Origin of the sequence: Paenibacillus sp. FSL H7-689 (assembly GCF_000517905.1) — a bacterium.
Taxonomy (GTDB): Bacteria; Bacillota; Bacilli; order Paenibacillales; family Paenibacillaceae; genus Paenibacillus; species Paenibacillus amylolyticus.
In genome coordinates, this window is sequence record NZ_ASPU01000013.1 from 299,828 (window position 1) to 314,537 (window position 14,710).

At 42.3% G+C, this 14,710-nt stretch carries 16 protein-coding genes; 4 read left to right on the forward strand and 12 right to left on the reverse strand.

What is annotated here, in order from left to right:
* Positions 1-155: 155 nt before the first annotated feature.
* Entirely contained in the window at positions 156-620 is a 465-nt protein-coding gene (locus C170_RS08875) for an AraC family transcriptional regulator (RefSeq protein WP_036608575.1), read from the forward strand.
* Positions 621-835: 215 nt separating this feature from the next.
* Here C170_RS08875 and C170_RS31130 read toward each other — a convergent pair whose 3' ends face one another.
* From C170_RS31130 to C170_RS08890, 4 genes are all read right to left on the reverse strand, one after another.
* Entirely contained in the window at positions 836-988 is a 153-nt protein-coding gene (locus tag C170_RS31130) for a hypothetical protein (protein WP_200868493.1), read from the reverse strand.
* 35 nt (positions 989-1,023) lie between these two features.
* Positions 1,024-1,566 carry an NADPH-dependent FMN reductase gene (locus C170_RS08880; RefSeq protein WP_036608577.1) on the reverse strand — a complete coding sequence of 181 codons (543 nt, stop codon included), beginning with the start codon at positions 1,564-1,566 and terminating at the stop codon, positions 1,024-1,026.
* A gap of 34 nt (positions 1,567-1,600) precedes the next feature.
* The gene (locus C170_RS08885; protein ID WP_036608578.1) at positions 1,601-2,029 is read right to left on the reverse strand and encodes an Rrf2 family transcriptional regulator; all 429 of its coding nucleotides are present in this window, start codon (positions 2,027-2,029) and stop codon (positions 1,601-1,603) included.
* A gap of 128 nt (positions 2,030-2,157) precedes the next feature.
* On the reverse strand, positions 2,158-3,156 hold the full coding sequence (locus C170_RS08890) for an NAD(P)/FAD-dependent oxidoreductase (RefSeq protein WP_036608580.1): 999 nt from the start codon (positions 3,154-3,156) through the stop codon (positions 2,158-2,160).
* 202 nt (positions 3,157-3,358) lie between these two features.
* On the opposite strand from C170_RS08890, the gene C170_RS08895 reads away from it, so the two are divergent.
* The gene (locus C170_RS08895; RefSeq protein WP_036608584.1) at positions 3,359-3,598 is read left to right on the forward strand and encodes an indolepyruvate ferredoxin oxidoreductase subunit alpha; all 240 of its coding nucleotides are present in this window, start codon (positions 3,359-3,361) and stop codon (positions 3,596-3,598) included.
* 69 nt (positions 3,599-3,667) lie between these two features.
* Here C170_RS08895 and C170_RS08900 read toward each other — a convergent pair whose 3' ends face one another.
* Positions 3,668-4,315 (reverse strand): helix-turn-helix transcriptional regulator, encoded by a 648-nt coding sequence (locus C170_RS08900; RefSeq protein ID WP_036608585.1) that lies wholly within the window; start codon positions 4,313-4,315, stop codon positions 3,668-3,670.
* A gap of 331 nt (positions 4,316-4,646) precedes the next feature.
* Here C170_RS08900 and C170_RS08905 point away from each other — a divergent pair, with 331 nt between their 5' ends.
* Positions 4,647-5,288: a superoxide dismutase gene (locus tag C170_RS08905; protein ID WP_036608586.1), complete on the forward strand. Its 642-nt coding sequence runs from the start codon at positions 4,647-4,649 to the stop codon at positions 5,286-5,288.
* Between the two features lie 99 nt (positions 5,289-5,387).
* On the opposite strand, the gene C170_RS08910 is transcribed toward C170_RS08905, so the two are convergent.
* The 3 genes from C170_RS08910 to C170_RS08920 all read right to left on the reverse strand — a co-directional run bounded on the left by C170_RS08910 (position 5,388) and on the right by C170_RS08920 (position 9,735).
* Positions 5,388-6,632 (reverse strand): aminopeptidase, encoded by a 1,245-nt coding sequence (locus C170_RS08910; protein ID WP_036608587.1) that lies wholly within the window; start codon positions 6,630-6,632, stop codon positions 5,388-5,390.
* A gap of 238 nt (positions 6,633-6,870) precedes the next feature.
* Complete coding sequence (locus C170_RS08915; protein WP_051447106.1) at positions 6,871-8,412, reverse strand: acyl-CoA synthetase; 1,542 nt, start codon at positions 8,410-8,412, stop codon at positions 6,871-6,873.
* Positions 8,413-8,730: 318 nt separating this feature from the next.
* Positions 8,731-9,735, reverse strand: coding sequence for an aldo/keto reductase (locus C170_RS08920; RefSeq protein ID WP_036608591.1), 1,005 nt, complete (start codon positions 9,733-9,735; stop codon positions 8,731-8,733).
* A gap of 201 nt (positions 9,736-9,936) precedes the next feature.
* Here C170_RS08920 and C170_RS08925 point away from each other — a divergent pair, with 201 nt between their 5' ends.
* Positions 9,937-10,782 (forward strand): AraC family transcriptional regulator, encoded by an 846-nt coding sequence (locus C170_RS08925; protein ID WP_051447079.1) that lies wholly within the window; start codon positions 9,937-9,939, stop codon positions 10,780-10,782.
* 69 nt (positions 10,783-10,851) lie between these two features.
* On the opposite strand, the gene C170_RS08930 is transcribed toward C170_RS08925, so the two are convergent.
* The 4 genes from C170_RS08930 to C170_RS08945 are packed head-to-tail and all read right to left on the reverse strand — an operon-like array spanning position 10,852 to position 14,536.
* Complete coding sequence (locus tag C170_RS08930; RefSeq protein ID WP_047842725.1) at positions 10,852-11,250, reverse strand: Asp23/Gls24 family envelope stress response protein; 399 nt, start codon at positions 11,248-11,250, stop codon at positions 10,852-10,854.
* 28 nt (positions 11,251-11,278) lie between these two features.
* Entirely contained in the window at positions 11,279-12,358 is a 1,080-nt protein-coding gene (locus C170_RS08935; protein WP_036608593.1) for an AI-2E family transporter, read from the reverse strand.
* A gap of 35 nt (positions 12,359-12,393) precedes the next feature.
* A complete protein-coding gene (locus C170_RS08940; protein ID WP_036608595.1) occupies positions 12,394-13,851 on the reverse strand; it encodes a sensor histidine kinase in 1,458 nt (485 codons plus the stop codon).
* Complete coding sequence (locus tag C170_RS08945; RefSeq protein WP_036608597.1) at positions 13,829-14,536, reverse strand: response regulator transcription factor; 708 nt, start codon at positions 14,534-14,536, stop codon at positions 13,829-13,831. Before C170_RS08945 ends, C170_RS08940 begins: the two co-directional genes overlap by 23 nt.
* Positions 14,537-14,710: the final 174 nt, after the last annotated feature.

The following is a 14,710-nucleotide window of genomic DNA, read 5'->3' on the forward strand; positions in this document are numbered from 1 at the left end:
TCCCCTCTCATTTTGCTCTATTGGAACAGTCTTCCAACATATTATCACTATTCTATGAGTTTCGTCTCCAGGATTCAACAATTACCTAAGCAATTTTTTTTATACCATGTTAGCATCAAACATGTAAGAGAAATCGTACAGAGAGGAAGATTTTCATGGAAATGGTTATCGAAAACCTCCCGTCGTATCGTATCGCCTATGTGCGACAAGTTGGTTCGTATGGGCCTGCCAACAGTCAAGCTATGGAAATGTTAAAGAGTTGGGCTAGAGCCAAAAATCTGCTTACTGCATCGACCGTTTTATTTGGTATCCCCCAGGATAACCCGGAAAGCACGATTCCCGAAGATTGCCGATACGATGCTTGTATTGTCATTTCGAAAGATTTTCCTATGGATGAATTGACCCCCGATCTAAACGAAACTGAACTTCCAGGCGGGCAATATCTGGTTTGCAAAGTCAAACATACTACAGAGGCTGTTCAGCAAGCATGGACTGAAATTTTCCCGCGTTTGCAGAGTAGCGGTTATACTCTGGATAACAAGCCAGTTATGGAAAGGTATACAGGCCATCTTGTTAACCTTGATTTTTGCGAGATATGTGTTCCAATCAGGCTTGTTTAGTTGCAAAAAAAGTGACTTCAGTCAATGAAGTCACTTTTTTGCTTTGGGTTCCAACAAAGACCACTGAACCACTAATCTCTTCACTCGGCTCCCTGCTATTGCTAATCAAGCTTAGAAGAAGATTTTTTACTGAATTGTATTACACTTTCAGTGCGTTGAGTATCCTGGTAAAAAGCATTGGAGCAACTCTACCAAAGCAAATGTAGATTGTTGCATTATTGTTTTTCAAAAAATTCAGTTGCTTTATTCACGTATTTCAAGTATTGCGAAGGTAAATCCTCTTCATAGTAGATCGCTTCAACTGGACAAACGTCTAAACAATCAGCTGCTTTTTCTGAAATACATGCTTCGGTAATTACAAAAGGCATTTCTTCCAATCTCCTTTTCGTATTAGAATGATATCTTATCGCGTCTTCAATTGAATCTGCATGAAGACTATTTCTTCGGCCAATTTCTCCAACCGACTCAGCGCATCAGCATCTTCGATTTTATTATCAGCACCAAAATGATCACTATTTAGATAAACATATCTTGGCGCTACATATGAACGAAAAAAGCCCGCGATCGGTTTTAATTGATTTTCGACAACCAAATAATGCTGATATGTGCCCCCAGTTGCAATAAAGCCTATCACTTTATTATAAAAACTCTGCACAGGGAGTAGATCGAACACATTTTTCAGTACACCTGTCAAAGAGGATTGATATATAGGTGTGCCGATAACGAAAAAATCAGCATCAATCATTTTTTGGATTACTGACCGGGTGTGTTCATTATAATCCTCTAACTTGCGGCCATCGCAAAATTCGATGTTTTTGTATTCTCTCAAGTCTATTAGTTCAATTTCAATTTCCGGATGATTTTTTTTCACGAATTGTAGTACAGTATCCACACCAATTGCATTTTTTGATCCAATCAATGACCCAGACAAACCTATTAATTTCATAACTGGTCCTCCTAATCACTTATCTGTATTTGAACTATTCCGTTCGTTCTAATTGACAGTCAGTCATTAATTTGAGCATACTACCCAAGTTGATTTTTCCTAACTGCCTCATCAGTTGTTGTTCACACTCTATAAAAATACTTGTGAGTTGCATATCTATCTCTGCTGTTAGATGTCCCTTACTGCTCATAGATGGTTTAGGAATCTGTAAGGGCTTAGACGACACCAATTTATATATATCTTGCAAGGTTATATCATGCGGCTCCACAGACAACACATAACCACCATCAATACCCTCTTTTGTCTTAACATATCCCACTTTTTTAAATGAGCTAAGGATACGGCGTATCCTAACAGGGTTTACACTAATCTTTTCTGAGATCTGAGCACTGGTTAGTTTCTCATTCTTATGTGAACTAAGGATAATGAGAATGTATATGACAACACTTAGCTCACTATTCATATTAGGCCCCCTAGTTCATTATTCTTCGTAGTTGTCCTTCAAATCCAATGGCATGAACTGTAGGAGGCTGACCTTTATCAAACCATGATTTTCTTTGAAATCTTGCGTCATTTACCTTGCTAAGCATATCAGAGCTTCATGTTACTGCTATGACCTGGTGATAATTTGGCAGTAGGATCAATATAAACTTTAGCATTGTTGATTGCAGTCGGAGCCTCTCCGAAGCCTACAGCGATCAGCTTAATTTTCCCTGGGTAGGACGTAACGTCTCCAGCTGCAAATACTCCTGGAATATTGGTTTGCATCCGCGTATCAACAACAATAGAGCCGTTATCAACTTCCAATCCCCACTCAGCAATGGGACCCAAAGAAGAAACAAAACCAAAATTCACGATAAGAGCATCACAAGGAATGATTCTTTTCTCCCCCGTTTTCGCAATAGTGACTGTAATCTCGGTTATCCGTTCATCACCAGTTAACCCGGTAATCTCAGACGGAGTGACGATATTAACTGAAGATGCCCTCAATTTTTCAACGCTATGTTCGTGAGCACGAAATTTATCTCGTCTGTGAAGTAAAGTGACTTGTTTGGCAATGGGCTCAAGCATAAGTGCCCAATCGACTGCTGAATCTCCACCACCGTTAATAATCACGTGTTGATTGGAGAACTGCTGCAAATCTTCAACAAAATAATGAAGGTTAGATTGTTCAAACTGACTCGCGTTCTCCAGTTCCAATCGGCGTGGTTCGAATGCCCCTATACCTGCGGCAATAATAACCGACTTACTGTAATGAATAGATTTATCTGTAATAATTTCGAAATGATGTTCCCCTTTTTTTAATACCTGTTGTACCTTCTCCTCTAAATAGACATCAACCGGAAATAATTGCATCTGCTCCAGTAAATTTTCAACGAGTTGAGCAGCTGTAACCCTTGGAAATCCAGCAATATCATAGATATATTTCTCAGGGTATAGGGCAATCGCTTGACCACCTAATTGCGGCATACTATCAATAATTTTGACACTTGCTTGACGCATACCAGCATAAAAAGCGGCAAACATTCCAGTTGGACCACCACCAATAATTGTGATATCAGTAATTGATGGAGTAAGTTCTAGTGACAATGGGAGCTCTCCCTCTCTTTATGTTTTTATAATACACAACATAATATACTATAATGTATAAAATATATAAATATCAAATAAAATTCTTTATTAGAATCAAACCTAAACGATAGATTTGATATTTTTATACTTATGTGTATATTATGTATATGTTAAAGAGTTGCTAATAATAGAAATGAAAAGATGGGAGGTGTGGAGGAATATGCCCTTTGTAATTACAGAGCATTGCATTCATGAACAAGCTGCCGATTGTCTTGATGTATGTCCAGTCGATTGCATTGTAAAAGGAGAAGACCAATATTTTATCAATCCTGACCAATGCATAGATTGTGGGAACTGTGAAACAGCTTGTCCTGTTGGAGCTATTTATTATGAGGAAGATTTACCTGATCATCATCAAATATATGTAAGCAAGGCACTCGACTTCTTTAAGTTAAGTTAAATGAATATATAAAAAAGATGCTTCCTAGCGTTATGCTAGGAAGCATCTTTACATATCTAATACGTTCAATTACTCTTTTTTTACTTTTATGGAATATGTGCAACGTTGCCCGCCGTCAGCCAAACACTCCATTCTTTTGACTTCAGCATCCCCAAGTAATGATTTAAACATACTTAATTCACATTGACAAACCTTCTTATATTTCATGGCGACGTGACTAATTGGGCAGTTATTTTCCTTTAAAATAAATTCATCATCGCTAATCTTCTCAAGTCCCACCATATAGCCATTCTCATTCTGAATGTTCGCAAGTGTCTCAACACGCTCCGAGATATTTTTCGCTTTCATACTTTGGTCATATTTTTCGATCATTTTATTTTTGCGACTTTCAAAAATTTTCTCAACAGCTTCCGATCCTAATTGTTCTTCAAGCTCAGTCAATATATCCAATGTTAGTGAATGATATTTATTAGGAAAATATCCTACAGACTGTTCAGTTAAACAATACACTGTTGTTGGTCTTCCAATAGATTGTCGCTGTATCTTAGACGTAATTAAATTATCTCGTTCTAGCGATTGGATATGACGCCGAACCGCCATGGTGGTGATCCCAAGCTCATCGGTAAGATCTTTAGTAGTCATGTCCCCTTTGGTTTTAAGGAGATGTAATATAATTTCTCTGGTTGGAAGACTATTCACCAGATCAGGATTAGTCATTTATGATTCAACCTCCTTACGAATAAACAATTTTTAACACCTTCGATTTCGTGTATACAATCCATGTATATCGCTCTCGTTGTTTACATCATCTCATGTTCTCAGATACATTATATCCTTAAACAACCGATATAACTAATTTTATATTTATTATATATAATATATGTGTTAATTCAAACTCTAATAAATGGAAAATAACCCAAACTATTAATTGTGATCATATAATACGAGAATACAAACTAAACTTTATATACATAAATGTTGATTAAGTATATAAAATGAAGTATGATCAATTTAGAAATATCATTATATTACATTGGAGGAATAACACATGACATATCAATTACCTGCATTACCCTATGCAAATAACGCACTCGAACCACATATTGATGAGCAAACGATGATGATCCATCATGATCGTCATCATAATACTTACATTACGAATCTGAATGCTACTCTGGAGCATTTTCCTGAGCTGCAAGGGAAATCTATTGAAGCTTTGATCTCCAATCTGGACAGTGTTCCACAGGAACTTCGCGCAGCTGTTCGAAATAACGGAGGCGGGCACGCCAATCACAGCTTGTTTTGGAAAATCATTGGCCCCAGCGGGGGAGGAAATCCAACAGGAGCATTAGCAAAAGCGATCGATAATGAACTGGGCGGATTTGAAAAATTTAAAGCGAAATTTACGAAAGCAGCAACTACTCGGTTTGGCAGTGGATGGGCGTTCCTTTCCGTTGCGAATGGAAAATTGAAAGTCGATAGTCTTCCTAATCAAGATAGTCCTTTGATGGAGGGGGAAACTCCGATTATTGGTCTGGATGTCTGGGAACATGCCTACTATTTGAAATACCAAAATAAGCGCCCAGATTATATTAGCGCATTTTGGAATGTAATCAATTGGAGCGAGGTAAATAAGCGCTACGAACTCGCAATCAAACAAAGCATTGATTCCAACTTCATCATTTCATAAATTCAAGTCTTCAACTATGCTACTAAGAGTATGACCAAAAGGAGAAGAGCAACCTCATTAGAGATTGCTCTTCTCCTTTTTCATTACACCTATTAGAAATTAAAATGCCCAGTTGCCTTTACGGAATACCGGCTCGATTGTACCGTCTTGTAACTCACCATCGATATCCAGTTCAGCGGAACCGATCATGAAATCAACGTGAGTCAAGCTCACATTGCACTCATGCTTCAGTAACTCTTCATTCGACATCGTTGTGCCATCTTTCATGTTGAATGGATACGCACTTCCCACAGCCAAATGGCAGGATGCATTTTCGTCAATACCCGTATTGTAGAAAATGCGATTCAGGTTGGAAATCGGGGAGTCATGTGGTACGAGAGCCACTTCACCCAGATAACGTGCACCTTCATCAGTAGCAAACAGGTTCTTCAGATGCTCTTCACCGGATGCTGCCGTAAACGCTACAACCTGTCCATCCTTGAATGTGATTCTCATCTGATCTACCAGTTGCCCGTTCAGGTTCAAAGGCATGGTGCTGCTAACATACCCATTCACTCCACTGCGCTTAGGCATGGTGAATACTTCTTCTGTCGGCATGTTGGCAACCGTGTATACGCCTTGTTTATTTTCGCTACCACCGCCACCCCAGATGTGGTTGTGAACCAATTCAATTTTCAAGTCTGTACCTGGCGCACGGTAATGCAGGCTCTTATAATTCTTTTTGTTTAAGAGATCACTCATAGTATTCAGGGTATCCAGATGTTCTCTCCAATTTTGTACGGCATCTCCGCCATCTACACGGTTCATTTTAAAGATGGTTTCCCACATCACGTTGATTCGATCTTCTTCCGGGATGTCGGCAAATACTTTGTTCGCCCAAGCCTTGGTTGGGGCCTTGATCAGACACCAGCTAATTTCATGGTTGCGTGTGTATTTGGCATATCCTCGACGTGCGTGTGCAGCTGCCTTGGTAGCACGGGAAACGCTGTCGGAGTCAATTCCGTTATACAGTTCAGGATCTGGAACTTTGATCGTCAGGGTAGCGCCGCCTGCTTCCGCAAACTTTTCCATCATATCCGCTTTCCAGGCTGGATAATAGTCGAAGCTGTCATTGGAACCATGTTCAAAACGACTGCGGGTAATATTGTCGTCATCAAAGTCCACTTGTACATAATTTGCACCAGCCGCATAGGCTTTTTGCACAATGAGACGTGTGAATTCTAGCGTTTCGATGGGAGCAGTGACGAGCAGATCCTGTCCTTTTTGAATATTCACGCCAACTTTAACAACTAGTTCTGCGTATTGTTCCAATGACTTTTCAAAGGTTTGTTCAAATTGACTCATGGTTGTGTTCACTCCTGTTTCATATATTATGGCATGGTTTGCAAACTTGGGATCTGTTGAGTGGCCGTTACAGCGAAGGATCGTTCTTTAGATCGTCGTTGTCTCCAAATTTTCTTCATCGTATTTTTCAAAGGTTAAAATTCGGAGACAAATACGACCGCTTTCGCTTCTGCAGAATCGATTCCTTCTCTTTCACTACGCAGGCACAATTCCCAAAATTTCATCTATACAAAATGATCTAACTATTACGTTTTTCTTGTTCGCGTAACTCAATCCGGCGGATTTTACCAGAGTTGGTCTTTGGCAGATCCGTAACAAATTCGATCTTGCGTGGATATTTATAAGGTGCTGTAATTTCCTTGACGTGGTGTTGCAGTTCACGCATCAGTTCCGGTGAAGCCAGTGAATCGTCTCTCAACACGACAAAAGCTTTGACAATATTGCCACGGATCTCATCCGGACTTGCAACCACCGCGCATTCCTTCACGCTGGCGTGTTTCATAAGTGCTTCTTCCACTTCGAATGGTCCAATCGTGTAACCCGAACTGATGATGATATCGTCACTGCGGCCTTCAAACCAGAAGTAACCTTCTTCGTCTTTGCGTGCACGGTCCCCTGTTACAAAATAATCGCCGCGCTGACTCGCTTCCTTCCGTCCCTCATCCTGATAATAGGACCGGAACAAGGCTGGCATCTCTTTGTGCACCGCGATATCTCCTACTTCACCCGGAGGAACAGGTTGTCCCTCTTCGTCAATAATTTCAATCAATCCAGGTGTAATCGACTGACCCATGGAGCCAATACGTACAGGTGCATCTTTGAGACTGCCGATTAACAACGTGCTCTCGGTCTGTCCATATCCGTCTCTAATAGTCAGATCGAAGTGACGCTGGAAGATTTCAATGACTTCCTGATTGAGCGGTTCACCCGCTGAAACAGCACTGCGCAGATGAGACAGGTCATAATGTCCAAGATCATCGGCTTTGGCCATCAACCGATATTCCGTTGGTGTACAGCAAAGGACATTAATTTGATGTTCCTGCATCAGTTCCAGATAACGCTTGGGCTGGAATGATCCATTGTAGACCAGTCCGGTCGCGCCTCTTCCGAGTACCGACAGGAATGGGCTCCAGATCCATTTTTGCCAGCCAGGTGCAGCCGTTGCCCATACGGTATCTGAAGGTTGAATATCCAGCCATAATGAAGAAGCGATCCGCAGGTGGGCATATCCCCAACCGTGGCTATGTACAACTCCTTTGGGATTACCAGTTGTGCCCGAAGTGTAAGCAAGAATAGCCGTATCATCACGGTGAGTTTCCACCGCGGCCATCTCTTCGGGTTGATTCTGCATTAACTGATGCACATTCACCCAACCTTCAGCAGGTACGCTAACCTCTTCATTCGGCGATGCCACGATGCGATATGCCAGTGACGGCAGATCCGCGTCCATCTTTTTCACTTCCGAGGTCGTCTCGGACCATACAATAACAGCCCGCGCCTCAGAGTGACGCAGACGATATTCCAGATCTTTTGCCCGTAACATCTCGGAGGAAGGAATAACGGCAATCCCCAGTTTCAGACAAGCAATATAAATGACATAGGCAATAATACGGCGTGGTACCATGACCAACACCCGATCACCCTTCTCTAGTCCAAGTTCACGCAAACCTCCAGCAAGACGATTCGCCTGCTTGAACAAATCACCATACGTGATCTCTTCCAGTTCTCGTTGATCGCTGAGCCATCTAAGTGCAATCCGGTCTGATGGATGATTCTCCATCTCGGATGTCAGGTTATAGCTTTCAGGCGAAATCCACTGTTCAAAGTTCAAATGGAGCCTCTCCTTCGTAGTTCAATTGTAAAGCTTCTATATATTATACCCTAAATCCTAGGACCAGGTGCTATGAACTAGGTTCATTCTGAAAAAAATAAACATAGGTCAATTAATGAACTATTATAATAGATCTTATCCTATAAAGAAAATGACATATACAAAATGACGCCTTCCTGATTGATCAGATAGGCGCCATTTTCATTCTTCATTTATATTACATTAATTTTACCTAACTATAATTTTCACACAGCTATACTGTGTATGTTACCACGGATAATTACCCATTCCATCCAAAATGCTTTCGATCTCATTCAACTCTTCCGTTGTCAGATCAGGTGCGCTTAGCGCAGCCACGTTTTCTTCAATCTGGGACACACGGCTTGCACCAATCAGTGCAGAGGTTACACGGTTACCACGCAAAATCCAGTTCAGAGCCAGTTGGGAGATCGTCTGCCCTCTTCGCTCGGCAACTGCCTGAAGTGCATCGAACTTGGCAATCCGTTCGTCCGTATATGCTTCTTTTTTCAAATTGCCTGTTGGATTGGCGCGTTCTTCCTTGATCTTATCGACATATTTATTCGTCAACTGACCGCGGCCAAGTGGACAGAATGCAATGGAACCTACGCCCTGCTCATCCAGTACGTCCTGCAAACCGTCTTCAATCCAGCGATTCAGCATCGAGTAGTTTGGCTGATGAACCAGACATGGCGTACCTAAACGACGCAGAATAGTTACCGCTTCTTGTGTCTGTTCTGCATTATAATTGGACAAGCCTACATACAGTGCTTTACCTTGCCGCACGATGTGATCCAGCGCCGTCATCGTTTCTTCCAATGGCGTGTCCGGATCTGGACGGTGATGATAGAAAATGTCTACATAATCCAGTCCCATCCGACCAAGACTTTGATCCAGACTGGCAATCAGGTTTTTGCGGGAGCCCCACTCGCCGTAAGGTCCATTCCACATATGGTAACCGGCCTTCGAGGAGATGAGCAGTTCATCCCGGTAAGGACGAAGATGTTTTTTGTAAATCACGCCAAAGTTCTCTTCCGCTGATCCTGGAGGTGGACCATAGTTATTCGCCAGATCAAAATGGTTAATTCCGAGGTCAAAGGCACGCAAAATCATCTCTTCCTGAATATCCAATGTGCGGTTACCACCAAAGTTCTGCCATAAACCCAGCGCAATTTGCGCAAGTCTGATTCCGGATTTGCCGGAACGTACATATTTCATCTCATCATATCGTTGTTCACTCGCAGTATAGGGCATCGTTATTCTCACTTTCCTGTAAGGTTTGTTGAATTCCTTTTCATCTTAGACATTTTCCTGGATAAACGATATGGCATTTCACTTTGAACATATGGAATAATGATTGTTATCTATATATACTAATCTTAAATAATTAATCTTTTTAGCTATTTAGTATGTTAAAATGCAAGATGAGACGAAATCGTACAGGAGTGAATACCCTTGATTACGTATATGTTCAAAAACAATCATTTTCAGGAGCTTCAGCTCCTTCATTATGGAACCGAAGCCTGTACACCAGGTCACCACTTTGGCCCTGCCATGCGAGACTATTATAAAATTCATTATATTTTGAATGGCAAAGGCACCTTCGAAGTTGGTGGCAAAACGTATACCCTGCACAAAGGACAAGGATTTCTGATCGTTCCGCATTCCGTCGTGCATTACGAAGCAGATCAGGATGATCCATGGGAATACAGCTGGGTTGCTTTTCAAGGCAGCAATAGTTCTTCCTTTTTACAGCAGGCCTGTCTGTCCGAGCATCACCCGATTTTTGAGCCGGGTAATGAGGATGACGAGATGCGATCCTGCCTGCACCGAATGATCAATTCTCGCAATACCCATAAAGGCTGGGAGATTAGCATGACTGGTTTGTTGTATCAATTCTTCTCTATTTTGATTGATCAGGCCAATTCAGAGCATCTTCAACCCATTCAGGATTATTCGAAGGAAACGTACGTAACGCAGGTAATGGACTTCATTGAAATGAACTATGCCAATGCCATTACCGTGCAGTCCATCGCTGCCCATGTCGGTTTACAGCGCAGTTATCTGTGCTCTCTCTTCAAGGATCAAATGGGAAGCAGTATTCAGTCGTATCTGGTCCATTATCGGATGCGCAGGGCAGCCGAACTGACGCTTGATCCCGGTCTGACCATTGGTGATATTGCCCGTTCTGTGGGCTACACCGATCAATTGCTTTTCTCCAAAATGTTCAAAAAAGTGATGGGCGAAGCGCCCACCTATTATCGCAAACATAAAACAGCACCCTCCCAGTTAAGTTGTTAATTGGGAAGGTGCTGTTTTTGCCAATCGTTTATCCTTACAATCGTTATTCCTTACATTCTTTTCATTGGTTTATACCGTCTCCGGCATGGATATGCCAACAACTTGCACTTTGATTTCATCGACCATAACGCCGGCTAATTGTTCTACAGCCTGTTGAACATTATGTTGAAGTTCACGGCAAACCTCATGCATCTTGTTACCATATTGAATGTTGATGCGCAGCTGGATGGTTGCCTGATCGTCTTTGACGTGTACGTCAATCCCTTTTTGCAGACTCTTGCCGCTGATGCTCTTGGCAATCCCTTCAGTCAGTCCAACGGACATGGAGGATACACCAGCCGTTGATTGAGCGGCCATCCCTACGATCTTGGACAGCACATCATTCGAGATATGAATGGTACCCATTTGAACAGATTGAGGTGCGATATATTCAGGTTCATTGTATTGTTTTTCGATAATTTCAGACATGTGCTCCACTCCTTCGAATAATTAAATTCTATGCATTCTGCCATTTGTCCTTAAAGAACATGTTATAGATTCGAACCAAAAGAATTTTAACGATCATATAAACCGGGATAATAATCAGGATGGCAATAATTCCACCCAGGTCGCCTGCACCCAACACCAGAATGATGGTCGTGAGCGGGTGAATATCCAGCTTTTTGCCGAATACGTACGGTGCAACCAGGTTGTCCTGAATCTGCTGAGCGACAAGAATAATAATCAGAGACCAGATGGCAACCGATGGTGATACCACGAGACCCATGATCACAATAGGTACGGACGACACAATCGCTCCGATAAACGGAACAAAGTTCATGATGACCGCAATTACCGTGAGCAGTAATGCGTACGGCAGTCCAATGATGAGGAAACCGATATACATCAATACACCCAGCGCCAGATTGACCAAAACTCTTCCCACGATAAAACCACTCAACGCCTGATCAATCTCAATTACAACATCACGGCTGTCATTTTGGAAACGTTTTGGAGCGATATGTGCCAATTTACGACCAAATTTCTCGCCTTGTAACAGCATATAGAACAAAAGGATCGGTAGTGTAAACAAGATGATCGCAAAACTGGAAACAAGTGAGAAAAATCCACTTACATAGTTGGTTACAAAGTTAAATCCTTTGTTGATATACTCCGTGATCTGGGAGAAAGGTGTCGAGCCCTCAGGGAACAAGGCCTGAATGGCACCATTTTGCTCCAGCTCTCTGAGCTGGTCACTTAATGAATTAATTAAACTTGGTGCGTTATCGACCAGATTGATCAGTTGCTCACGTAACGATGGCCATAAACCAATGATGAAGAACACTCCCAGAATAGCAATAACCAGATAGATTAGCAAAATACTTAGCGTGCGATTTATTTTCTTTTTCTCCATATAATTCACAAGCGGCCTTAGCAGATAATAAAAGAACACCGACAACATCATCGGCACGGTAATGACCGTGATCATGGTGACGAGCGGCTGAAAGATGAAGCTTACACGTGATAATAAATAGATATTAACCAATATCAGCGCCAGTGCAATACTGAACCGGACAAACGTATTTACTTTGAACAAAATATTTCCCCCCACATGGACATTTCTTCTCTTATTTAATTTGGAATCTCAATGGTAAACACGGTGGTCTCTCGCCCACGCCGGGAAAGGATCAGCCGTCCGCCCATTTTCTCCGTATTACGTCGTGCGATGGACAAACCAAGTCCGGTGCCTCCGGTCGCTGTCCGCGCCTCATCCCCTCGTACAAACGGGTCAAAGATCGTTGACCATAGTTCTTGAGGTATGCCCACTCCGTTATCTGCCACCTCTATCACCACATGGGTATGAAGCGGAATGAGTTCGACCCGCAGTTCGGTCCCGATTGGATTATAAGACAGAGCATTGGTAATCAGATTCTGAATGACTCTGGATAACAGCTCCGGATCGTACCTCGCGTAGATCACCTCATCAGGAACAAGTACATGAAGGACAAACTGTTTCTGTTCAATCTCCCCATAGGTATCTGCCATAATCTCGCGCAGGAATTCTCCAATCTCTCTTCTCTGAATATGCATGCGAAAATCGGGCGAATCCACCTTGAGCAACTCCAGCATATTCTGTATCATGCGTGCAACTTGAACGGACTTGTTATAGATGTATCCCAGATACCTCTGCTGCCTGTCCTTGTCCTCTCCACGCCCTTCCACCAATGCCTGCGCATATCCCTGTATGGATGTTATCGGTGTCTTCAGATCATGTGATAAATCTACAATCAATCGCTGTTTGCTCTCTTCGGCGTAACGTTTCTCCGCAGAGGTGTTCTCAATAACGTCAGCCATGTAGTTGAAGGTCTCACCTATCTGGACAAATTCCCTCTCGGCTGAGATCGACATCCGTGTACTATAATTTCCCTGTATCATCTGCGTAAGACCCGAGGAGAGAATACTGAGTGGTTTTTTGATTCTCCGTGCGACCCAATAGCTATAGACAAAGATCAACAATAAAACCAAACCGATGCCAATCATAATGTAAAAGGATAATGGATGTTTCAGATTGGTAATCAACTGATTATCATTAATTCGCACGCTGACCAGATCACGCGGGATTTTGAGCAATACATACGCTGCCGCTCCTTCTGTCGAGAGAGGCGTGATCGAATAATAGTATTCCTGGTCACTCCGATTTTCCAGTCCATCATACAGATCGGCTTCACGGTATTGCGTGAACGCATCTTGCTTGTCTCCCACATGACGAATGACATTGCGATTCGCATCCAGAATTTCAATCCAGCCGCCGCTGTCCTTGAGACGTTGAATCTCTGTGTCTTTGCCTTTCGACACCGAACCTCCACCGGAATAAAATTCGTTCTCCAGCTCTTCCACATATACGTGGGCTTCAACATTCAGATCCGGATCAACCACCTGATCCGAAATGCGAAAATCCACGACATCCAGTGAAACCATAAGGTACACAATCAATACCAGTAACAGCAAAAAGAAGTTGAACAGCAAGAAGTCCAAAGTCAGGGATGTCTGCAACAGTCGCTTTTCTCTAGCTTTCCATGGGCGCTTCAATTTTGTATCCCAGTCCCCTTATCGTTTTGAGATATTCCGGTTGTCTGGAGTCACGCTCGATCTTCTCCCGAATATTGCTGATATGTACCATGATAGTACTGTCCTCGTGCGCATAATAATCGCCCCAGACCGCTTCGTATATTTTTTTACGGGTGAACACTCGGCCAGGTTGATCAAGCAACAACTCCATAATTTTATACTCTGTAGAGGTCAGTGTTACAGGACTTCCTGAACGAAAAAGGATACATTGGGATCGATCCAGCGTCAGCTCACCTAATACCAGATTCTGTTCTTTCGCTTCGGGGATCTCCGCTGCATCAAATTGATTAACTCTTCTGAGCAACGCCTCTACTCTGGCGACAATCTCAAGCGGGTTGAATGGCTTCGCTATATAATCGTCTGCCCCAAGTCCAAGTCCAAGGATTTTATCGTGATCCTGACTTTTAGCGGATAGGAACAGTACAGGCATGTGATATGTAGCTCTGATCTGTTTGATCAACTGCAATCCATCCATTACAGGCATCATGATGTCCAGTATGACCAGATCGATCTGTGTTGAACGTATGCATTGTAATGCCTCGGCTCCATTCACCGCAGTTTTAATGGTATAGTCCTTCTCCAGATATAGTTGAAGCAGTTCAACAATCTCTGGTTCGTCATCTGCAATTAATACGGTGTATCTCATGTTATTCCTCTCATTTCCTATACTCTATGCCTATCTCTACATTATTACTATATACTACGTCTCTTAATTCAACCTAAATCATTTCTAAAGATAATCTAAATAAATAGAAATAGAGCCCTGGCTCAGGCCAAGGCATTAACTAAAAAAGGGCTGTTTTCAGCCTACATTCAAGCT